At 44.4% G+C, this 23512-nt stretch carries 16 protein-coding genes, 4 tRNA genes and 1 pseudogene; 14 read left to right on the plus strand and 7 right to left on the minus strand.

From position 1 onward, the window contains the following. The first annotated feature begins 177 nt into the window (after positions 1-177). The 11 genes and pseudogenes from NI464_RS12740 (at position 178) to NI464_RS12790 (ending at position 9018) form a co-directional block, all read left to right on the plus strand. Complete coding sequence (locus NI464_RS12740) at positions 178-2229, plus strand: TonB-dependent receptor plug domain-containing protein (protein WP_253138838.1); 2052 nt, start codon at positions 178-180, stop codon at positions 2227-2229. Positions 2230-2423: 194 nt separating this feature from the next. Continuing rightward, positions 2424-2702: a hypothetical protein gene (locus NI464_RS12745; protein WP_253138841.1), complete on the plus strand. Its 279-nt coding sequence runs from the start codon at positions 2424-2426 to the stop codon at positions 2700-2702. An 81-nt stretch (positions 2703-2783) separates the two neighbouring features. Beyond that, positions 2784-2942, plus strand: coding sequence for a hypothetical protein (locus tag NI464_RS12750; protein ID WP_253138844.1), 159 nt, complete (start codon positions 2784-2786; stop codon positions 2940-2942). Between the two features lie 177 nt (positions 2943-3119). After that, positions 3120-3195: transfer RNA gene (locus NI464_RS12755), tRNA-Glu, on the plus strand. Positions 3196-3309: 114 nt separating this feature from the next. Beyond that, entirely contained in the window at positions 3310-4722 is a 1413-nt protein-coding gene (locus NI464_RS12760) for an amino acid permease (protein WP_005107442.1), read from the plus strand. Positions 4723-4808: 86 nt separating this feature from the next. Next, positions 4809-5702: an alpha/beta fold hydrolase gene (locus NI464_RS12765; protein ID WP_253138847.1), complete on the plus strand. Its 894-nt coding sequence runs from the start codon at positions 4809-4811 to the stop codon at positions 5700-5702. 245 nt (positions 5703-5947) lie between these two features. Next, a pseudogene (locus NI464_RS12770) lies at positions 5948-6859 on the plus strand (alpha/beta fold hydrolase). Between the two features lie 131 nt (positions 6860-6990). Next, a tRNA-Glu gene (locus NI464_RS12775) sits at positions 6991-7066 on the plus strand. Positions 7067-7090: 24 nt separating this feature from the next. Beyond that, positions 7091-7166: transfer RNA gene (locus tag NI464_RS12780), tRNA-Glu, on the plus strand. 46 nt (positions 7167-7212) lie between these two features. Next, positions 7213-7288, plus strand: a tRNA-Glu gene (locus NI464_RS12785). A 308-nt stretch (positions 7289-7596) separates the two neighbouring features. After that, positions 7597-9018, plus strand: a complete 1422-nt coding sequence (locus NI464_RS12790) for an iron-containing redox enzyme family protein (protein WP_253138851.1) — start codon at positions 7597-7599, stop codon at positions 9016-9018. A gap of 64 nt (positions 9019-9082) precedes the next feature. On the opposite strand, the gene NI464_RS12795 is transcribed toward NI464_RS12790, so the two are convergent. From NI464_RS12795 to NI464_RS12815, 5 genes are all read right to left on the minus strand, one after another. Then, entirely contained in the window at positions 9083-10327 is a 1245-nt protein-coding gene (locus NI464_RS12795) for an NADH:flavin oxidoreductase/NADH oxidase family protein (RefSeq protein ID WP_253138854.1), read from the minus strand. A gap of 130 nt (positions 10328-10457) precedes the next feature. Then, positions 10458-11468, minus strand: a complete 1011-nt coding sequence (locus tag NI464_RS12800; protein WP_253138857.1) for an ABC transporter permease — start codon at positions 11466-11468, stop codon at positions 10458-10460. Then, positions 11468-12514, minus strand: a complete 1047-nt coding sequence (locus tag NI464_RS12805; RefSeq protein WP_253138860.1) for an ABC transporter permease subunit — start codon at positions 12512-12514, stop codon at positions 11468-11470. Before NI464_RS12805 ends, NI464_RS12800 begins: the two co-directional genes overlap by 1 nt. A 24-nt stretch (positions 12515-12538) precedes the next feature. After that, positions 12539-14380 carry an extracellular solute-binding protein gene (locus tag NI464_RS12810; protein WP_253138861.1) on the minus strand — a complete coding sequence of 614 codons (1842 nt, stop codon included), beginning with the start codon at positions 14378-14380 and terminating at the stop codon, positions 12539-12541. A gap of 10 nt (positions 14381-14390) precedes the next feature. Beyond that, entirely contained in the window at positions 14391-17684 is a 3294-nt protein-coding gene (locus NI464_RS12815) for a LysM peptidoglycan-binding domain-containing protein (protein ID WP_253138864.1), read from the minus strand. 207 nt (positions 17685-17891) lie between these two features. Between NI464_RS12815 and dnaQ the strand changes: the two genes are divergently transcribed. The 3 genes from dnaQ to nudC all read left to right on the plus strand — a co-directional run bounded on the left by dnaQ (position 17892) and on the right by nudC (position 21813). After that, positions 17892-19268 carry a DNA polymerase III subunit epsilon gene (gene dnaQ, locus NI464_RS12820; protein ID WP_253138867.1) on the plus strand — a complete coding sequence of 459 codons (1377 nt, stop codon included), beginning with the start codon at positions 17892-17894 and terminating at the stop codon, positions 19266-19268. Between the two features lie 125 nt (positions 19269-19393). Then, entirely contained in the window at positions 19394-21037 is a 1644-nt protein-coding gene (locus NI464_RS12825; RefSeq protein ID WP_004646365.1) for a hypothetical protein, read from the plus strand. Beyond that, positions 21037-21813, plus strand: a complete 777-nt coding sequence (gene nudC / locus NI464_RS12830; protein ID WP_004646364.1) for an NAD(+) diphosphatase — start codon at positions 21037-21039, stop codon at positions 21811-21813. Before NI464_RS12825 ends, nudC begins: the two co-directional genes overlap by 1 nt. A 104-nt stretch (positions 21814-21917) precedes the next feature. Here the strand turns inward: nudC and NI464_RS12835 are convergent, their stop codons facing one another. Then, complete coding sequence (locus NI464_RS12835; RefSeq protein WP_004646363.1) at positions 21918-22799, minus strand: alpha/beta hydrolase; 882 nt, start codon at positions 22797-22799, stop codon at positions 21918-21920. Beyond that, the gene (locus NI464_RS12840; protein WP_004279522.1) at positions 22789-23475 is read right to left on the minus strand and encodes a BON domain-containing protein; all 687 of its coding nucleotides are present in this window, start codon (positions 23473-23475) and stop codon (positions 22789-22791) included. The genes NI464_RS12835 and NI464_RS12840 overlap by 11 nt, the downstream gene beginning before the upstream one ends. Between the last annotated feature and the right edge of the window lie 37 nt (positions 23476-23512).

The following is a 23512-nucleotide window of genomic DNA, read 5'->3' on the forward strand; positions in this document are numbered from 1 at the left end:
TTATCAAAGTTCTGTTGCTTTAGCCTGTATATTTTTATGGCTACCTTTATAGGGTTAATTATGAACAGTAAATGTCAACAGACCCTAATTAATGAAAATAATTCTCATTACTATTGATTGCCTTCTTAAATTTAATGATAATCACTTCCATTATCTTTCGCATATTCAACCCTTCTCATGCGTTTTGCTTATTCCCCACTTTCTATTGCAGTTTTAACAGCTTTATCAACATCTAGTTTTGCAGAAGAATCAAATTATCAAGAATCCATCCTCAAGGAAGCTTCGGTTAAGTTCAGCACGATTATTATCGAAGCTCAGCAAGCAAATGAAGTGGGAAAAACAGTTTATTCAAAAGAAGATTTAGAAAGTACGCCAAATAGCTCAAAGAACATTACCGATTTTTTAAAAGTGAATCCGAATGTGCAGTTTAGTCAGTCACAACTTGCAGCAGGTTCTCAAGGTGAAATTAAACCTGCCGAAATCTCAATTAATGGTGCACAAACCTTCCAAAACAATTTCATTGTGAATGGTGTTTCCAACAACCTACTTATTAATCCAGCAAATTCAAACATAAATACATTTCAAGATATTGGGACTGGCGCACAAGCTATGGCAGTGAACACTGACCTACTTTGTGAGCTTGAAGTATTAGATAGCAATGTGTCTGCCGCTTATGGTCAATTCACAGGTGGGGTTGTAAATGCTAAAACATGTGCACCGCAAACAGAGATAGGTAAAATTCACGGTTCTATCACTTACGATTACACTGAAATCGATTGGGCTCGCTACAACTCAATTTCACCTTTAGAAGAAAGTAAATTTGAAGAGCCCACAGATGACTACCAAAAGGAATATACCAAACAAGGTCTAAGCACCAATATTTATGGGAAGCTCTCGAATGATTGGAGCTTTAATGCTTATGCTTCTCAACGAGAGTCTATCATCCCAGTCAAAAGTGGTTTTGAAACACCTAAAACAATTGATCAAGAACGACATATCTCAAATCTTGGTGCAACATTATTTTATACACCAAACACCTCAACCAAAGCGAAGTTTGGTTTCGATTATGGTTTGCTCGATAGCTTAAGTTATGTGGACAGCAATCGTGATTCAGGTAGTACTACTGAAACCGAAACACTTACTCTGTTCTCGGAACTTGAACATCGCTTCAACTTAGGTACTCTCGTACACAAACTTAATTTCCAAAACTCGGCGACACAACGTGTTGCTGACAATAACTACAGTATGCATTGGTACTACGCCAAAGGAAGTAAAGATTGGAATAATACCGATGTAGTTCGAGAGGGCGCCATCATGGGAGATATTGAACAACGCCAAGACGTCCTTTCCTATGACCTACAAGCGAATATAGACCCTTTTAAACTTGGTCAATCCCAACACAACATGACTATAGGTACGGGTTATAGCCATGCTAATGTTGCGTGGAAACGAGTCGAGGATGTTTTACTCGCGACAAAGATCAACTTAAAAGAACTTGGCAAAGATACTACCTGCCTTCAAAGTGACCCATATTGTGATGAGAAACTAACTATAAATGGTTGGAATGGACAATATATCGCTGGTGGGACTCTGTACAAAGCTGGTGATATCAAAGCTCAGCAAGATCGCCTAAATATATTTATTGAAGATAATATTCAGTGGAATGATCAATTTTCAACACGCCTTGGTGTTCATGCTGATTATGACTCTTTGAGTAGTAATATCAATATTTCCCCTCGCAGTCGTCTCTCTTACAAACCCTTTAGTAATGATCAATTGCATTTATCCGCTGGGTGGAATCGCTACTATGGTCAGCAAACTTTAGGTACAGAGCTGAATGAAATTCAAAATGATTTGCTCTACAAACTGTCACGTGAAAACCCACATGCGACTTGGGTAGAAACACAAACTGCACTATCCAGCGGTGCGCGTAGTTCAGCGCTCAATACCCCTTTCAGTGACGAGACTGTTTTAGGCCTGAATACACAAATCCAGAATTGGGATCTAGGGCTAAAATGGGTCAATCGTAAATATCAGGATGAAATATCAAAAACTAAAGTTACTCCTTTAGATGGATCAAAATTCTTCTACGAATATAACAATGATGGAAGTGGCAAAGCTGACATCTACACCTTAACACTTAAAAATCGTCAACCGATCGCACTGGGGGATAGCCAACATTTATTTGCCTTGGGATTTGATACAGTGAAGTCTTCCGCAGTTATGTAGATTACACTTCAGCCTATGATCAAGCCACTCAAGATGAATGGGTCTCTTATGATGGTCAAATTATCCGTTGGTCAGACCGCCCTGCCCCAAACTTTAACCAACCATGGACCGCACGAGTAAACTGGGATATTACATTCGATACACTGCCTGTACGTATTTCAAACTTCTTTAGCTATAAAAACAGTTACGATGATATGGCTGTAGTCTCCGATAAAAATGACAAAGTCGAGTATGAAAGTGAACTGCTTGACACCTATTTAGCCTCTGAAATTAAACCAAAATTTACATGGGATATGCGCACCACCTATGATTGGGAAATTTCAAAAGATTTAAGGGCAATTTTTGGTTTAATCATTAACAACGTCACCAACCGCGTGAATACCTATACAACAGGCTCGACCTCAAATGATAGACCACGTGTAATGACTGAAATCGGCCGCCAATTTATTGCAGATGTTACTTTTAAATTCTAGAGCCTGAATAGGTACATGCTGCTGCTCTTTTTAATTTGCTTAGGCTATAATTAATGCGATTTCATATTTTGCCTTTGTATCATGTTAAAAAAGATCTTACTGGTTTTACTGATTTTAGCCCCGTCCGCGCTATATCTCTATATCGTCAACCGTGATGATGACAACACTGCGGAGACTGAGACAGTGTCAACCCCAGCTGAAAACTCTCAGCCTGAGCAATATCAGGCTCCAGATCACTAAGTTTTAGTGATCTTTTCAAATATTTATTTTTTATAGTCTTGAAATCTGTTCAGAAAATAACATCTTAATAAAATAAAGTTTTTGTTTTGCCTAATGTTTAAACTGTTAAATGAATTTTAGCAAAAACCCTTTTGACAAACCCCGGCTTAATCCTTAATATACGCATCACCTCGCAACGTCCCTATCGTCTAGAGGCCTAGGACATCGCCCTTTCACGGCGGTAACCGGGGTTCGAATCCCCGTAGGGACGCCATCTATTGATCTCATACGATCAGACCTTATTCGAAATTACCATTATTCGATTGCAGATTTGTAGTTTTTCACTACAATAGCTCGCTTCATTCCTTTGAAGTATTTCTTATTTCCTATGCACTCATCTCCGAATGATGCTACGCATCAGGGCAATTCTGCGCCTTTAAAACGCGCTATGAGTACTCGACATCTGGTCATGATTTCGCTTGGTGGCGCAATCGGAACAGGCCTATTCTTAGGGTCGGGTGAAGTCATTGCACAAACGGGGCCTGTAGGTGCCATTCTCGCTTATCTCCTGGGCGGTATTATCGCGTACATGGTGATGCTATGTTTGGGCGAACTTGCCGTTCATATGCCAGAATCTGGTTCATTTGGTGCTTATGCCAAACGTTATATTGGACCAGGCACAGGCTATACCATCACCTGGTTATACTGGCTGACATGGTCGGTCACTCTTGGAACTGAATTTACTGCAGCGGCCTTGCTGATGCAGGAATGGTTCCCGGACATTTCTATGTGGTTATGGACCATTATCTTTGGTGTATTCGTATTTAGTCTAAATATGATTTCTACCCGCTGGTTTGCCGAATCCGAATTCTGGCTGGCACTGGTAAAAGTGGTCACGGTTGTTGCTTTTATTCTTTTAGGTCTATTGGCCATCTTTGGTGTTCTGGGCTATCAAGGCTATGAAGCTGCGCCTTTATTTACCAATCTAACTGCACAAGGCTGGTTCCCTGAAGGTCTATTCCCGATTTTTGCTACGATGCTGATTGTGAACTTTGCCTTCTCTGGTACCGAGCTGATTGGTGTGGCTGCCGGTGAAACTGAAGATCCTGCGAAAAATGTTCCTAAAGCAATTAATACTGCGATTTTCCGCTTATTAATTTTCTTTGTAGGTACCATTATCGTGGTAACAGCCTTACTTCCGCATCAGGAAGCAGGCTTAGCTGCTGAAGGCGTGAGTAGCAGTCCGTTCGTAACCGTATTCCAGCACATTGGTATCCCATATGCTGAAGACATCATCCGCTTTGTAATTATCACTGCATTGTTGTCTGCCGCCAACTCGGGCTTATTTGCTGCTTCTCGTATGATGTGGTCATTGTCATACAGCAAACAGTTGCCTGCCGTATTCTCAAGACTGAATGCTCGCGGTGTACCGTATATTGCAGTCATGGTGACCATGCTGGGTGCATTGCCAGGTTTATTGTCTGAACAGTTTGCGCCAGAGACGATCTTTACCAACTTGCTGGGCGTTGCGGCGTTTACCATGGTGGTGGTCTGGATGAGTATTTGCTTAAGCCAGTTCAACTTCCGTCGTCAATGGTATAAACAAGGTCATACTGCCAAAGAACTGGGCTTTGCTGCACCATTGTTCCCGATTGTGCCAATCCTGGGCTTTGTTTTCTGTTTTATTACCTGTATCAGTATGGTCTTTGATCCATCAATGCGCATCAGCTTCGTAGGATGTTTGCTATTTATTGCAGCATGTTACGCAAGTTATTATGCCTTTTATCATAACAAGTCTTAATCATCAGTTTTAAAAGAGCGGCTTCGGCCGCTCTTTTTTTATCTATACTATACTGATTGTATATTGTGCAACCTAATGGTGCATCGATGAAAATTGTGTTTATTCACGGCATGAACAAGCAACAGTATACGGCTACTTCATTGCGTCAACATTGGCTGCACCTCTTCAAAAGAGGCCTCCGGAAAAACCCTCAACAGCAAGCCCGTTTTACTTATTTAAAACGGCATATCCGTATCCCTTTTTATGGCGATTTACTTTCTCGGCATCATTTTCATAACGTATTGAATGCCAGCACCCTGATGCCGCAACAATGGCCGCATTTCCCTTTTTTACATCCCGCACAGCTGCAACCGGCACCGCCACCAGATCAGTGTACCTATCAAATTTGTGACGTCCCGCAGTCGAATCTGGATGATATCCTGAATTTCAATCGGAAACTGAAGTTCATCACAGCATTAAGCAAAGATATTGCCTTGCGGGATTTTGCGGTACTCATCAATTATTTTCCCAGCTTACACGCCAGCTTTTTGCATAAATTTTTGCTAGAAGCTTATCTTTATTTAGCCAACCCACATTTTATGCAGGAAGTTCACTGCCGCATTCATGATCAACTTTATAGCAGCAGGCCACAGATTCTGGTGGCACATTCGCTTGGCAGCGTGATTGCCTATAATTATTTGATTCAGCATCCGGAGCTGAATATCAAGCGTTTTATTACTCTCGGATCACCGTTGGCATTTCGGGTGATCCAGGCTCATCTGCCGCAACCAATTGTACGGCCTGCTGCAATTTCAGGCGATTGGATAAATTTCTATTGTAGCGATGACTTTCTGACCGCTTTTCCATTATCAGAACCACCCTTCCAGTTTCAGCCGGCGGTTATTAATCAAGAGATTCATACTTCCATCTATCATCCGCATGATATTGATGGTTATATTCAGCATCCGGACATCATTAAAGTGCTCCTGGAATTACTATAAAACTCACGCCAACCTCTAAATTCAACTTTTACCGTTCCATTCATATTCTTTCTCTATTCAGTAAAATCTTTCATTCGGACCTACCAATTTACTGCTTTTTCTGCCTTTTTTATAAATATACAGATGTCTGTTAATGATTGTTTTATCAAAGATAATTTACACATTAACGCCACAAAAAGTGCAGCTTGGCTTGCCACAATTTTCTCTATACTGTGAATATATAGATCGACCTCCGTGAGGTATCGATGAAAGTTATTTTTATTCATGGAATGAACCAGCAACATCATAGTGCTGCATCGATCCGCCAGCGCTGGCTGCATATACTTCAAAAAGGCATTCGCAAACACCGTCATGATGCCAGATTCAGTTATTTATGACGTCACATTCACATTCCATTTTATGGAGACTTGCTTTCACACTATAACGTTCGCAACATCCTGAATGCTGGCACCTTGATGCCTCAGCAATGGCCTAGCTTTCGTTTCCGTCAACCTGTCCATCCTCAGCTTCCTGCACCAGTTCCACGTCCTGGCTGGCGCAAGCCCGTGATTTCAGATCTTCCTCAGCTTCATCTGAATGACCCGATGGATTTCAAACAGAAATTCAAATTTATTACCACGCTGAGCAAAAATGTTGCACTACGAGACTTTGTATTATTGCTGAATTATTTTCCCAACCTGCATCGGAGCCTGCTTCAGAAATTTCTAATTGAAACCTATCTGTATCTCGACAATCCTGGTTTCATGAAGGAAGTTCATGAACGGATTGCCCGGCAATTGAATGGTCGCAAACCTTGCATTGTGATTGCTCATTCTCTGGGCAGTGTGATTGCCTATAATTATCTTATTCAGCATCCTGAACTGAATGTACAGCGTTTTATTACTTTAGGATCACCATTAGCCTTCCAGGTGATCCAGTCACATTTACCGCAACCCATTGTACGACCTGCTGCAATTACAGGCGACTGGATAAATTTTTATTCAACTGATGATTTTCTTACCGCCTTTCCTCTTACACAACCGCCATTTCAGTTTCAACCCGCAATTATTAACCATGGCATTCGTACGCATATTCACCGCCCGCATGACATTACCGGCTATTTACTCCATCCGCAGGTGGTAGAAGCAATTCTGGAATTACTTAAAAATCCGGCTTAAACCATGTAATTTTCCAGTATTTCCACAAGATTGTTTTAAATTTACGCACTCAATCCCAAAAACCAGAAAAAGTGCAGAAATGCGTTTGACACCCCCCAGTTTTCACCCTATTATACGCCCACCTCTGAAACGTCCCTATCGTCTAGAGGCCTAGGACATCGCCCTTTCACGGCGGTAACCGGGGTTCGAATCCCCGTAGGGACGCCAATTTTCAGAAGTACATTTTATTAAGTCCCTATCGTCTAGAGGCCTAGGACATCGCCCTTTCACGGCGGTAACCGGGGTTCGAATCCCCGTAGGGACGCCATTACTTCAAGCTAAAAGTAGCGGTTTTAAAATTTATCTTCTGTACTGTCCCTATCGTCTAGAGGCCTAGGACATCGCCCTTTCACGGCGGTAACCGGGGTTCGAATCCCCGTAGGGACGCCATATTCGAGATTGCAACATCTCAACAAAAAGCCCGAGCATTGCGACTCGGGCTTTTTTTTATCTTGCAAATTTTATTTCTGAAAACTTTAAACCTTGTTTTTATCATTCGTTCAAATCTAGCTCTCTTTCTGGGGGCTGCCATCCCATTCTTAATTTTACAATTTGTATTGTTTTAACATTTCTATGCATAGAAATATCCGTTCATTTTCATTTAAAGCAATACACCAATAAATTAGAACAAAAATTCAACACCCTGCTTTTAGAGGGCACGTTAAGGTAAATCAAGAGAAATCTGCAAGGATCAGATTATGTTCGTCAGCACAGAGCTAAGTTTACCTTTATCGCCAAATAAAAATCATAATTATCAAATTAAAAGCTTTAAGGATTGGGTCGACTTTTTTCAAGATACTGAAATTTCGACATATACCAAAACCGAAAAAGCCGAATCTTATTTGAGCGATCTGATTAAAAATTTAAATATTGATACTCTCGGATGGTTGGATCAGCCTGCACAGGTTGAACAGCATCTTTTAGAACAACATCATCAGGTTTGTGCGACTTTCCAGACCTATGTCAATCGCCGGAAACAGCAGCAGCCCCGGGAATATTTTCCGACGGTTTCTCAGGCTTTCGAATTCCTGGCGAAAGTTGCACCGGTTAAACTGGTCGATGGTGCTTGGTTGTATTCAACCGTGCCAAACTGCAATCAGCCCGAGTTGAAAGATTTGATTTACATCTATCTCGAAGAGCTTGGTTTAGGGCATCCGCGTGCCAACCATGTCACCATGTATCAGGACCTGTTGAGTCATTATGAGCTGAACAGTTATGCCGAGCATTTAGATGATAGTTACTACGAACAGGCTGCCGTACAGTTGGCACTGGCTTATGCCCCGGCCAAGTATCTACCTTTGGTCCTTGGCTTTAATCTCGGTTATGAACAGTTACCACTGCATTTGTTAATCACCAATTATGAACTGGCTGAACTGGGTATCGATCCGCATTATTTTAATGTGCACATTACTATTGATAATGCTCACAATGGTCATGCGCAGAAATCCCTGCAAGCATTTATCCAGCATTTTAATCATGCAGAAAACCCAGAAACTTATCTGGAACTGATTAAAAAAGGCTATGTCCTGAATGACCTTGGTAGAAGTTCTTCCCAAATCATCAAGGAACTGGATATTGGGCAGATGGCTTTAAAAGTTTTCCAGAATAAAGCGCTGATTGGTCAATATATTCATAATCAGAAATGCCAGTTTAGTGGCAAGACCATCAATGACTGGTTGTCCGATCCTGCCCAGATTGCCGAGTTTTTGCAGGTCATGATTGAAAAAGGCTGGATAGTGAAAGATGCGCCAATAGAACAAAGCCGCTTCTGGAAAATGATCGATCATCCGGAGGGTAAAATGTTTGGGGTCTTTAATGCGACTGAAAAACAGATTATTAAAGACTGGATTCAGGGGGCAGGCTTGGCAACTCGCCTGTCCTCACGTAGTGCAACCCCATCACAGGCAAAAACTGAACCTGCAATGAGCCGTATGGACCAGCAGCGCTTGAATCAGTTAAAAAGTCGCTTCATGCGCTGTGAAGGTGCGGAACAGAAAATTGATTTACTGATTCCTTATACTGCACCGCATATGCATCATACTGAAATTGGTTTATGGGCGACTCGTCAGTTAAGCCAGTTATTATTTCCTTTTCAGACCCAGGCGATGCATTATTCCTAAAGCACCCCTAAGTGCCAGAAATTAAAAAACCGGACATTTGCAGTGTCCGGTTTTTTAATAAAGATTAAGCCGATTTTCGCGAGTTTAATTGTCCCTTGATCACCGCTTTGACATTGCCTTTCAGATACTGCAAAAAGACCTTTAGTGGTGACAGCTTTGGATTAGGCTGCTTGCCTTTGGCAATTTCTTTAAACTGCGCGGCATACCAGATGATTTCCATAATCGCCATTTTGTCGACCATTGGAATACCGGTTTTAATTTTCTCAACCGCATAACGTACATCATGCCCTGCAACCAGACGATTGCCCAAGTCAGGTTCTACCGCAAAGGGACGTGCAATCCCGACAAAATCACAAGCACCACTGTCAAGCGCGGCATTCATGCCTTCAACAGTTCGGAATCCACCAGTGACCATGATATGGCACTTCACTTCCTGACGGATTTTTTCGGCAAAATCGAGGAAATAGGCTTCACGAGCAATGGTCGAGGCCTTGCGCTTGTCTGCTTTCACGCCGGCCATCGCAGGTGCTTCATAGCTACCACCTGACACTTCAATGATATCAATGCCTGCAGCGTCCATCGCCTTAAAGACATAAATGACATCTTCTTCGCTAATACCGCCACGCTGGAAATCAGCTGAATTCAGCTTGACTGAAATAATAAAATTTTCCGAAGTCGCAGCACGAACAGCCTGATAGGTTTGCAGCAAGAAACGGGTACGATTCTCAATACTACCACCCCATTGATCCTGACGCTTATTGGTCAGCGGTGACAGAAACTGGCTAATCAGATAACCATGTGCCCCATGCAACTGCACCCCCTCAAATCCTGCTTTTTCACAGATAGCAGCCGAAGTGGCAAAGCGCTGGATAATATCCAGGATTTCATCTTCACGCAGTTCCCGCGGGGTTCCAAAGCTCATTGCCAAAGCCGGACTAAATGGGACTGCGGACGGTGCAACCGTTTCTTGATTCAGGCCCTTAGGACACTGGCGGCCCGGATGCGACAACTGGACCAATTGTACCATGCCATGCTGTTTGCCTACGTCGGCCCAGACTTTGAGCTGCGCCAGATCGCGTTCTGTTTCTACCACTACGACGCCCGGTTCATTCTTAGCACGATAATCCACCATGACATTACCCGTAATAGCACAACCCAAACCACCTTCGGCCCATGCTTCATACAACTTGAAATGCGCCTGATTGGGTTGGCCGGCATCATTGGCCAGTGCTTCACTCATGGCACCTTTAATGATGCGGTTTTTAAAAGTGATATTGCGAATTTGAATGGAATCGGCCAATTGAGTCATGATCTGTCCTGATACGTTACTTTTATTTTGTACTCGTTTATAACGTAAGCCAGAACAATTGACAATCAGTCTTGTCAAATTTACACAATTTTTATCTGCTTATTTTTTCATGGTTAAAGATTTTTGTGATTTAGTTTCTTGGATCAAAAGCATCCCGTACCGCTTCTCCCATATAGATTAGCAAACTCAGTACAATTGCCAAACTAAAGAATCCTGACAATGCCAGCCACGGTGCATTTAAGTTGTTTTTGGCCTGAAGCAAGAGTTCCCCTAGGGATGCCGACTCGGGTGGCAAACCATACCCTAAAAAATCCAGCGCTGTCAGTGCAGTAATATTGGCGGTTAGCATAAAAGGTAACTGTGACAGGCTAGAACCTATCACATTGGGGAGAATATGTTTGAACATGATCCGTCCATCCCCGGCCCCAATACTTCTTGCTGCCCAGACGTATTCCAGATTTCTGGCGCGCAAAAACTCAGCGCGCACCATACTCACCAGTGTGGTCCAGCCAAATAACAGCATGATCAGAAATAGCCAGTAAATACTCGGGGTAAACAGACTGACCAGTACCATCACCATAAACAGCATCGGCAAACCGCTCCAGACTTCGAGTATGCGTTGCCCGATCAGGTCAATCCATCCACCATAATAACCCTGAATTGCCCCTGCTAAAATTCCCAGCACCGCAGACAATAAAGTCAGAGCAAAACCAAACAGTAATGAAATCCTTAAACCATATAGAATCCGTGCCAGAACATCACGGCCCTGATCATCTGTTCCCAGCCAGTTTTGCGCACTCGGGGGCGATGGCACCGGTTCAGCCAGTTCAAAATTTGGCGTTTGATAGGAAAACGGAATGATGGGCCAGATCGCCCAGCCTTTTTCTGCAATCAGTTGCTGTACGGCAGGATCTTTATATTCTGCTTCTGTCTCAAATACCCCACCAAAAGTGGTTTCCGGATAGGATTTCAGGATGGGCAGATAAAAAGCATGATCATATTTCACCAGCAAGGGTTTATCGTTAGCAATCAGTTCTGCACCCAAGGAAATGATGAAAATAGCACTGAAAATAATGAAGCAGCTAAAGCCCAGCTTATGCTGCTTAAAACGTTGCCAGCGTACTTGCATCAAGGAAGACATTATTGTGATCCTCGACGTGAACTGAAATGAATTCTTGGATCAATCAGTTGATAGAGCAAATCGCTGAGTAAACGCAGTATCAGACCGAGCAAGGTGAAAATAAACAAAGTACCAAAAATCACCGGATAGTCACGCTGGATAATTGCCTCAAACCCTAAAACACCTAACCCATCCAGATTAAAAATAATCTCGATAAACAGGTTGCCCACGAAAAACACCCCGATCAGAACTTCGGGCAAACCTGCGATGAGCACTAAAATGGCATTCCGGAATACATGCCGATATAGCACTGCATATTCAGTTAAACCTTTTGCCCGTGCAGCCAGGACATATTGCTTGCTCAGCTCTTCTACAAAGGAAAATTTGACCAGATAGGTCAAACTGGCAAATCCGCCAAGCACCATGGCCAACAGCGGCAAGGCCATATGCCAGAAATAATCCTGAATTTTCGCAAAGAATGAGAGTTCAGCAAAATTTTCAGAGCGAATTCCCTGCAAGGGAAACCAGTGCAGATAAGACCCGCCAGCAAAAAAGACGATGAGTAAAATGGCAAAAATAAAGGCTGGAATGGCATAGCCCACGGCCAAAACTAGAGAGGTGGTCTGATCAAACAGACTGCCATGTTTGCGGGCTTTACTGATCCCTAAAGGAATGGAGACCAGATAAATCAGCAAAGTACTCCACAGGCCTAAAGAAAGCGATACCGGAAATTTTTCCCAGATGAGTTCAGTCACAGGCTTGTCTTTGAAAAAACTCTGCCCCAGATCAAACTGCGCATAACGCGTTACCATTTCCCAAAAGCGGATATGCAGCGGCTGGTCAAAGCCGTATTGGGTATTGATCTGCTCAAGCATCTCCGGTGTGAGGCCTTGCTTTCCCTGATACTGCAATCCGGTATGCGTCAAACCATTGACCTGTTGCGCCTGATAAATCACCTGCTCCACCGGACCACCGGGTGCCAGCTGGATCACCATGAAATTGATCAGCAAAATGATCAGCAAGGTTGGAATCATCAGCAACAGACGTTTGAGAATATAAGTGCTCATGGCACTCCCTGATAGGCTTGGAGCTTAATGCTGTTTGAAATAATCAGCCACATGTCTGGCCTTTGCCGCATCGACCCACCAGTAATCAATCCCGGCGGAGAGTTTAGGTTTTCGTTGCGGCTGCTGATACATATTCCAGTAAGCATACCAGTATTCGCCCGTACCATAAGTCAGAATATGATAATAGCCTGCACGCAGTAAACGGTCTAATGCTCGGGTACTATTCACCAGCTGTTCACGGTTTTGAGCCTGTGTCACCTGCTGAATGACGGCATCAATGGCCGGATTTCGAATGCCGGCATAATTATAATTACCTGGCTGCGTGGCGGCCTGACTGCCCCAGAACTGTTTCTGCTCCTGCCCCGGTGTCAGGGATTGCGGCATGGTATCGACAATCATATCAAACTGATAATTCCGCAGCCGTTCATAATATTGCGCGGTTTCTACCATACGAATGCTGGCCTGAATGCCCAAGCGTTTTAAATGACGTAGATATGGCATCAGATCACGTTGCTGTTCCGCCTGATGTAACAGGAACTCAATCTGTACCGGTTGACCCGCAGCATTGACCAACTTCCCCTGTTGATAACGATAGCCTGCCTTTAATAGCAATTGACGGGCCTTTAACAGATTGTTCCGGTTAAAACCGGAGGCATCTGACTGAGGATATTTCCAGTCCTCAAGTACCGCCTGACGTTGAACCGGATCAAGCTGCTTTAAATGGGGTTTTAAAATGTGCAGTTCTTGAATGCCTGGCCGTCCATGAGATGCAAGCTCGCTATTGGAAAAAAAGCTGTTCAGGCGCTGATATTCACCATAGAACATGGCTTTATTCAGCCATTCAAAGTCATAGGCAAAACTCAAGGCTTGGCGGAAACGGATATCGGCAAAAGGCTGACGGCGGGTATTGAATATCAGACTCTGGGTCGGAATCGGGTTGTGATGCTGAAAGCGGTAACGCTGCACCTGTCCTTGCCGAACGGCGGGAAACTGGTAGTCTTTCACCCAGCGGTTGACCTGTTTTTCCTCATGCAAGGTAAATTGGCCCGACTTGAAAGCTTCAAACTTGATTTCAGGACTACGATAATAACGATACTTGATCCGGTCAAAATTATAACGCCCGCGATTGACCATCAAGTCTTTGCCCCAGTATCGGGGATTGCGTTTGTAGCTAATACTACGTCCAGCATCTATGTGTTCAATGACATAAGGCCCTGAACCCAGCATCGGTTTCAGCGTCAATTCTTTAAAATTACGTTTTTGCCATTCCTGTTTAGAATAAATGGGCATCTGCGCGACAATCATCGCCATTTCCGGATTATGTCCGGATTTAAAATGCATTTTGACCTGTAAAGGTGACAGGACTTCCAGCCGGTTTAAATCAGCCAAATACATCTGCAGGCCAAAATTGGACTGGGTCTGAAACAGTTCAAAACTGTATTTGACATCTTGTGCAGTTACCGGCTGGCCATTACTAAACCGTGCTTTCGGATTTAAATGAAAAATAATAAAGGCGGTTTTCTTGGGGTCAAAACTGACTTTTTCCGCCAGCAAGGGATAGTACACACCGGGCTCATCCAGTGACTTGGACAGCAAACTGTCAAAAATATAGTTGCCCCCTTCAGTGACATTGCCCTTGCCATTCATGCTGTTTAAATTATCGAAACTGCCATCAGCTGCTAGAATCAGCGTACCGCCTTTCGTTGCTTGCGGATTGGCATAAGGCAGGGATTTGGCCTGGGCATATTTCGGCTGGTTATATAGCGCGATATATGGGGTGGTGATCAGGGCTGCCCAACTGCTACTCACGAGCAGCGGGGCTAGCCAGATCAACCTGAAAGTTTTAAATAAATGAGCGAATCTCATGATCCATTCATTAATTCGGTACTTTAATCACATCGCCAATACGCAATTGCGTATTCGGTTTGAGATCATTCATTTCCGCCAGTTCATTGCTGTTCATACCATAGCGTGAAGCCAGACCGATTAAGGTATCACCGCGTTTGACTTTATAATCAGTCACCAGTTTTGGAATCTGAATGGTTTGACTGACCCTTAATCCTGCGCGTGGACTTAGATTATTTAATTGAGCCAAGTCGGTCACGCTTATGCCTAAACGGCTGGCGATTGCATTCAGGGATTCGCCTGATTTAACGGTATAGGATTCAGTTGCCTTAGAAGCTACAGGCTTAGTTGCCACTTTCACATCTTCAACTTTTTTATCTACCGGAAAGTCACCCTCAATTTTTAAACGCTGACCAATACGCACCGTACTATTGGTATTCAGGCCATTTAAATCTGCCAGATATTTCAGTTGTAAATGATACTGACGTGCAATAGAACTTAAGGTTTCACCTGACTTCACCACATGCGAATCCGATTTTGTATTCTTCGTCGCAGTTTCAGCAACCACTTCACGTACCGGTTCAGCAACTTCACCACTGAGTTTCAGGCGCTGTCCCACACGCAAGCCGGCATTACGTGACATGCCATTCAGGCTCGCCACCTGGTCCATTGACAGATTGTATTTTGCGGCAATGCCGGTCAGCGTATCACCCGCTTGAACCGTATAGGTTTCAGGGATCTGACTGCCGGCTGGAATCTTGATGGTCTGACCTATACGTAAACCACTATTGGCAGACAACCCATTCAATGCAGCCAGTTCAGAAACACTCAGCTTGCTTTGACTGGCAATGCTATACAGGGTTTCACCGCGTTTGACCTGATAGTTTTCAGTCGCAGTCTGATCGACTTTGACATTTTCAAACTTCTGCTCAGTTTTCTGGCTAGATGCCGTTAGCCCTTCAACTTCCTGAAGTGGTACATTGATTTTCTGTCCCACCATCAGACTGCTACCGGCAGTCAGACCTGAAGTCAAGGATGCCAGTTCAGCATTTGAAAGCCCATAACGATCGGCAATCAGTTTCAGATACTCACCACGTTTCACTGTATAGGATTTGGTCTGAACCTTGACAGTTTCAGCTTTTTTCGTGTCTTCAACTTTGGCTTTGGACTGCCCTGTATCTTTCAATGACAGCTTTTGCCCAACAAACAGACCGCTATTACTATTCAGTCCATTAAAATCAGCCAGTTGTTTCACGCTAAAACCAAACTGGGTCGCTACGCTAGTCAAAGAGTCATTGGCCTGAACGACATAAGTTTCCGGCTTTTCTTTGGCTTTGCTGGCTTCCTGTACAGGTTTGGCATCATACAGATAAATGGTGGTGCCCACATACAGTGGAGAATTTGGATCAATCTGGTTCCATTTCGCCACATCACGCCAGTTCACCCCATTTTTAGCCGCAATCATTGCCAGATTATCACCTGGTAACACCTTATAGGTACTGCGTTTGCCTTTTGGAGCAACCACCACCACTTCAGAATCAGTCTTGACGTAATTTTTGCCCTGATTCAGCTGGGCTTCAACCGAATTCGCAGTGGTATTGTCAGCAACTTCTTTCGGATAAGAAAAGCCTTTGGTGAGCTCTTTGCCTTGCTGCTCAGCAACAGACAGGCTGGTTTGAATGGCAGTCAGCTTGATTTTACCGTCATAAGGATCAACAATTTCTGTGCCAGCCGGCGCCAATGCTTTCAGCTCTTCAACCACTTGGGCCTGTTCTGCCGGTGTTGCAACAGGCTGCAGAATTTCATCTACAGTTTTCTGAATATCCTGTGCGATGACCGCCTGCTGAACTTGCTGACGCTCAGCTGCCGAAATCGGTGGTTCGACCTGAATCTGTTTCGCTGGCGCTGCAGGTGTTACAGCTACCGGAATACGCGGCGCACTTGGAATTGGCAAATCACTTTGTGCCGCAAAACTGGCCAAGGCAGATGAGCCTTTAGGCGTCGAAATCTTTTTCGTAGTCTGGGTCACAGTATTTGCCGTTGTCGCGGTACTTACCGCTGCTGTGACGACAGGTGGCGTACTTGCAGCTTTAGCCGGAGTCGTTGTTTTAGCAACGTTCGTTGCAGGCTGATTACTAACAACCGCTGGCGGAGTCTGTTTAGAAGGCGTAATCGTTTTCGTATTTAATTCTGGCGGTGCAGCTCTAGTGGGCACCACTGTCGTCGTATTTCGCGGCAAGCTGTTCGTGTTACTCGCCCATAAACCACCTGAACCGGATAATTTTTTCAGCTTCTCATCCACTGAAGGACTTAAGTCAGCAGGAATCAGAATACGGCGCGGACTTGCAGGATCAATATGATCACCACGATGACCCGGGTTTAATTGATACAGTTCTGCACGGCTCAAACCGGTAATCGCTGCAATTTCATTTAAACTGGCAACACCGACCGGTACTTCACGGAAATGCGGACGGTTGGCAATCGGTGGCAAACTCACCCCATAACTGCCCGGATTTTTAATAATTTGTGCAACCGCCAGGAAACGTGGAACGTAACTCATGGTTTCTTGTGGTAGTTTCAATGACCAATAATCGGTAGGCAGACCTGCAGCTTTGTTACGGTTAATCGCCTGCTGGATACGGCCTGGGCCTGCATTATAAGAAGCAAGCGCCAATTCCCAGGAACCAAACTGGTTATACAGACTGCCCAAAAACTCATAGGCTGCACGGGTGGATTCCACCACATCACGACGACCATCGTATAAAGAAGTCTGCTTTAGACCATAAATGCGGCCGGTACTTGGAATAAACTGCCATAAACCTGCTGCCGCCGCACTACTGGTCGCTGCCGGGTCATAAGAACTTTCAATAATCGGTAACAGTGCCAACTCGGTCGGCATGCCACGGCGTTCTGCTTCTTTTACTGTGTAATATAAATAACGTGATGCACGCGCACTTAAGCGATCCAGATAAGGCTGACGTGAAATAAACCAGCCACGCTGCGCATCAATCCGCGGATTCCAGACACTTAAGTCCATCTTGAAACCCACGGTCATGCGTTTCCAGACATCACCATGTTTCAGAATCTGTAAACGGTCGCCTTCGACTGCACGCATATCCGTTGCAGAGAGTAAATCTTCCAGTCCATCCAGACTGCTGGCATCCAGATATTGTGATCCAACCTGCTTGCTTGATGCTGTTTGGGTCGCACTTTGTGTAGATGAACAGCCCGTCAGTCCTAGGGAAGCAAGTGCAGTTCCCAGTACAGAATATTTTAAAAATGTAGGTAATGTCGGCTGCCACAAAATTGCGGTTGGTTTATACATAAAGAAATCCAAACAACTCGTATATAAATTTATTTTTTAGATATGCCATTGTAGTGAAGCATGTCAAAGACTCAAGCCAATAATTTACCGCGATTTCACGTTAAATGTTACAAGAAATTAAAAAATCCCGGACATATAGATTGATTGACTGCATTTGCGCTATACAATAAGCCTTCCAGCTTGTTCTATTTTGATCGGATTTAATCTATGTCACACACTATCACACTTTATGTTGATGGCGCCTGTCGCGGCAACCCGGGTTTAGGCGGTTGGGGTGCGTACATTGTTAACGGCCAACAAGAACACAAAATCTGTGGCGGTGAAGATCATACCACCAATAACCGTATGGAACTGACGGCTGCCATTGAGGGCATTCTATTTTGTGACAAGCAAGACAAACTGGTGATCTATACCGATTCCAAGTACGTCAAACAAGGCATTACCGAATGGATTCATGGCTGGAAAAAGAAAAACTGGAAAGATGTCAAAAATCCGGATCTTTGGCAAAAACTCGATGAAGTCTGTCAGGGACGTGAGATCGAATGGCACTGGGTCAAAGGTCATGCTGGACATCCGGGCAATGAAATGGCCGATCAGCTGGCCAATCTGGGTGCTGATGAAACCCTGAAAAAATCCAAGCAAAGCCCTTCAATGTCTGAAGATAAAAAAAAATCTGAACCCGACTGGTTGCTAGACGATCCTTTCGGTCTTGATCTGGCCGAGAGCGAAGAAGAAGAGCTGGAAGAAATCATCGAAGTGACTGTTGAAGAAATTGTACAGACTGAAGTTTTAGCAACAGACAGCAATGAAGATGCTTCATCTTCAGAATCATCTGCCTCGACTGAGCTACATCCGCAAATTGTCATTACACCAGCAAAGCTACAGCTGCATGGCCCACGACAACTGATTCTGGATACTGAAACCACCGGTTTTTATTATCAGGATGGTGACCGGATTATTGAAGTCGGCGCGCTGGAAATGATTAACCGCAAACTGACCGGCAGCTCGATTCATATTTATATCAATCCGAAAACACCGGTCGGCGATTCTGTGAATGTCCACGGGATCACCGACGAATTCCTGCAAGACAAACCGCTGTTTGAAGAAATTTCTCAAGTGCTGTTTGACTATTTACACGACGCGGAAATTATTGCGCATAACGCGACCTTCGATATGAACTTCCTGGATATGGAATTCAAACGCGCAGGTTTTAAAGCGCTCTCCGAGGTCTGTGACGTCACCGATACCCTGGCACTGGCCAAGTCCAAGCATCCAGGGCAGAAAAACTCGCTGGATGCCTTAGTGCGCCGTTACGAGATTCCACAACGCGACCGTACCTTCCACGGTGCCTTGCTCGATGCGGAAATCCTGTCCGATGTTTATCTGGCCATGACCGGTGGACAGGTGTCTTTTGATATCGATGCCCTGTCTCAGTCTGAAGACCAGAACAGCCGCTCAGGGATGGCCAGAGTTGAAATTGAATTGCCGGTGATTCTTCCGTCAGAACAGGAATTACAGGAACATGAGAATTGGGTCAAACAATTCGAAGAAAAACATAGAACTGCTTGCCTTTTCGCGAAATAAAATCTACATTTCCGGGGATACTTTAGGTTTAAAACTATCGTTCTTCAGTTATAGTAAATACAAAGAGGCCCCGTAGTTTAAAGCGGGGCTCATATATAGATAATACTCCAGGAAAGGTGCAGATCATGTCTTACCAAACCTCTATACATTTTGATCCAACAGCTTTACTGATAATAAAAAATGAGGTTGATAACTCGATCAAGTTAGTCGAATCAGCAGTAAGCACTTTGGTAGAAGACCAGACTTTACCTTTTGGTATTGATGATGCATTAAATCAGTTCGAACAATGCGCCCAGGTTCTGGCACTCATCGACATGTCCAGTCTGGCAAAAGTCGCTCAATATTCAGCAGAATTAATGCGCAAGATTATGGGGAATCCGGCGCAGGTCAATACTCAAGAAGTGATCGCCTTGAGTGAAGGCACCACTATGCTGAAACGCTATATCGAATTTATCTGTTTGCGTGAAGTAAAAATTCCACAGTTTTTGCTGGATACCCTGAACCGCTTGGAACTGGCTTTGGGTAAACCACTGACGACTGAAGGCCAGCATGTAGAATCGCTATTAGATTGCGTCACTCCTGATTTTGCGCTGCCACAGGCACCAAGTCTGGAAAAATCCCAATATGTACACCGTCTGTATAAGCTGTCACTCAACAAGCTGATCAATCAGGAAGAAAGTGAACTGGATTTGCAAGCCATCAAACTGGTGGGGGCTTATCTGGCCGGACTTGCAGAACAACATGACAGCAAGCAGTACTGGAATCTGGTATATGTCGCGTTAAACAATATTGAGCACCTGCTGATTAATGAGCCACGTCTACGCACCTTGGTGAGCATTGAGCGCAACATGGCACAGTATTTTAGCTCGGCAGACAGCTTCAAGGCTTCGCTGGCTGATCTGGCCAATGTGCTCAGCCTATGTATCAGTCAGGAAGATGAAACTGCGCAATCTATCCGTAGCCAGCTCAATGTGGGCGATGACCTGCTGACCGATATGCAATTACAGGTCTTCAGTCGCCATCTGTATGGCCCAGACTTTGAAACCATGCATACCATCAGCGAATTGGTGACCACGGAAATGGCGCAAATTCGTAATGACATCGAGTTCAACTATCAGAACATGACGCCTGAAAAGACTCAGGAACTGCAGGCACAACTGAATAATCTGGCGAATATCTTCAAGGTATTGAACCTGAATGAAGCCTATCATGACCTGACCCGTCAGGCCGCTTCACTGAGCCAGCCGGAGATGATGCAGGATGCCAGCTTTGCCCAGCAGTTGATGAATGTCATTCTGTCTGCCATGAACTCGATTGGCGTACTGGAACGTCATCACACTTCGAGCCGCTTGCAGCTGCGCGTCAACAACATGAATATTTCTCTGGACCGTCTGGATGAAGCACACGCTGCTTTACTCACAGAAACCAAGGCCCTGATCGAGCTTTCTAGCCAGATTCTCAGCAATTACCTGCAAGATCATGACTTGACTGCCCTCGAACCTGTTCCTGTACAGTTTTGCGAGATTGGCGGCGCGATGCTGTTCCTGAATGCAGAACATGTTCGTACTGCGTTCACCACCACTGCAGAATTCATCAAGAACCGTATTGATCTGTCGATTGCATTAAGTCCGGAAGAAATTCATCGTGCTTTAGACACCCTGGCCAGTGCCGACATGATGATTGATAACTTAAAGAACAAACAGCCTGTATTACAGGCGATGTTTCAGGTAGCATTGGACAGTAGTGAGAAACTCAAAATAGTTGCCTAATGTCCAAATTATCACTTGCTTATATTTTTCAACAACAGCAACTGCTGGTCGATCAACACTTTCAACTTCCACGGGTTGAAGCCTTAGCAAGTGATTTGCTACTCCACACGGGTGATCAGGTGATTGCCCGTGATCTTCTTCCCGATGAGCCGATTCCTGCAGGCTTGCAACTGGTTCCCATCCGTCAGCTGTTACAGTTCTGGAATACCCAGCAATTCGAACAGGCCAGCCGCGCAGTACAACTTTTAGAATGGCGTCGTAACCATAAGTTCTGTAGTCATTGCGGTACAGCGACTGAAGCGCATGCTGTTGAATATGCCATGGTCTGCCCATCCTGCAACTACCGGCAATATCCACGGGTACAGCCTTGCGTTATTACCGTCATTACCCGAGGCAAAGACGAGATTTTACTGGCCAAAAACGCGCGCAATACCAAAAGTCAGATGTATGGCCTGATTGCCGGTTTCGTTGAAGTGGGTGAAACCCTAGAAGATGCAGTACGTCGTGAAACGCTGGAAGAAGTCGGTCTGCATCTCAAAAATATCCAGTATCTGGCCAGCCAGCCCTGGCCTTTCCCAAGTAACCTGATGATTGCCTTCAAGGCAGAATATGCTGGTGGTGAGCTACAGCTGCAGGAAGAAGAAATTAGCGATGCGCAATTCTTTAAATTCGATCAGCTGCCTGAAATTCCGTTTAAAGGCAGTATTGCCCATGCCATGATCATGCATGTGACTCAAGGTACAGTAGTCGCAGATGATACCAAGACCTGGCTATAAATCTGCATTCGAAAGATTTAGCTCAACGGCTTAAAAAAGAATCCAGTGGATGTTCTCCCCTGGATTCTTTTTTATCTATTGCTTAGTTAAACCAAATATCAGTCTCAGGATTTAAATGCATCCTCGAGCGCCCAAAGCACCTGTGCCTTGGTCTGGAAAAACTGGCTAAACAAACTGGAGAGTGAACCCACAATCGTAATATGACCAAGTTTCGGAATTTGAATCAGATGGCTATGATTGCCCTTCTCTTTCAGTACACGGTCCAAATCCTGGCTATTGAAATGCCCAACAATCTTGTCTTTTTCGGCAATAAACAGATAATGCCGGATTGAGCTATTTTTAACAAAATAATAAGGCATCACCTGCTGATAAGGCACCGCCTGATCAAATGCATCGGCACAGATCGGATCATTTTTGTAATCAAAATGATAAGGCCCCGCCAGACCAATAATCGCCCGGATTTGATTGTGATCAATGCTGGCAGATTGCGGATGATACAAGGCAGACATCACATTGAATGCCCCGGCAGAGTGTCCCATCAAGACCAGATTTTCAGCACAGATCTGCAACTGTCCAGCTGACTGCTGCAAATGATTCAGTAACAAATGCAGATCATGAATATAGGTCGGAAAAATATGTTGTGGCGCCAGATGATAATTCATCACCACCACATCATAACCTTCTTTAGCAAAGGACTCGCCAATAAACTGATAATCCTTTTTATCGCCATGCAACCAAGCACCGCCATGCACAAACACAATCAGGGGACGATGTGGCAAAGGCTGCTGACTCCGAAACAGGTCAAAGCGTTGCCGGGATTTCAAGCCATAGGCCAATTGGGTTTCGACTGTGTAACCTTGTTTCGGAGTTAAACGATTTAAAGCATAACTACCAAAATCGTATAACCGGAAATCTTGATAGTGCTGTTGAAACTGCAAAATACGCTGTGAGAGTTGGGTTTTAAACTGGCCGACCTTATGGTTCATAGGTCGGTTCAACCGTATCAGGATCAATCGCCACTGGCGTCTGTTCAATACCCGGCTGCGCATATGCCGGTGCGGCAAAGTTTTGATTAGCCAGACTTGAATATTGCTCCACATTATCAATTAGGGTCACAATTTTAGTGACATTACCCACCTGTTGTAACACCTGATTCAGGTCAGCAATCTCGGCACCATTTAAACGACCCATCACATACAGTACGCCATCTTCAGTATGCACATGCACTTTACTATCCGCTACCACAGTCGCTTTCATGATCAAGCCACGGGTATTTGCAGTCACCGCAGTATCCTGCATGATGGTGCTATAGCTGATCTGATTGCCGACAGTAATAAAATTATGTACCGCTTTGACATCACTCATGGATTTGACATTATCTTCAGCCAGTTGCTTTAAATGGGCATCCGGCACCTGACCGGTCAACAAGACATTGCCATGGAAACTTTCAATATTGACCCGGGCCTGCTTAAAGCGCGAATCCAATTTATAAAGATTAATTTTTGCAGTACGGACAATTGAGGAATCAATAAATACCTGCCCCAAGGTACGCGCCCCACTTTCAGTTCCGACAGGAGCCGTACCTGTGCCGCTGGAAATAAAACTTGCACAACCTGATAAACTTGCGACACACAGCATTGTTATTGCAATACGCTTAACCACTCAGCAAGACTCCTTCATTTTATTACGTCTTTTTCAA

Origin of the sequence: Acinetobacter lwoffii (assembly GCF_024129685.1) — a bacterium.
Classification (GTDB): domain Bacteria; phylum Pseudomonadota; class Gammaproteobacteria; order Pseudomonadales; family Moraxellaceae; genus Acinetobacter; species Acinetobacter lwoffii_X.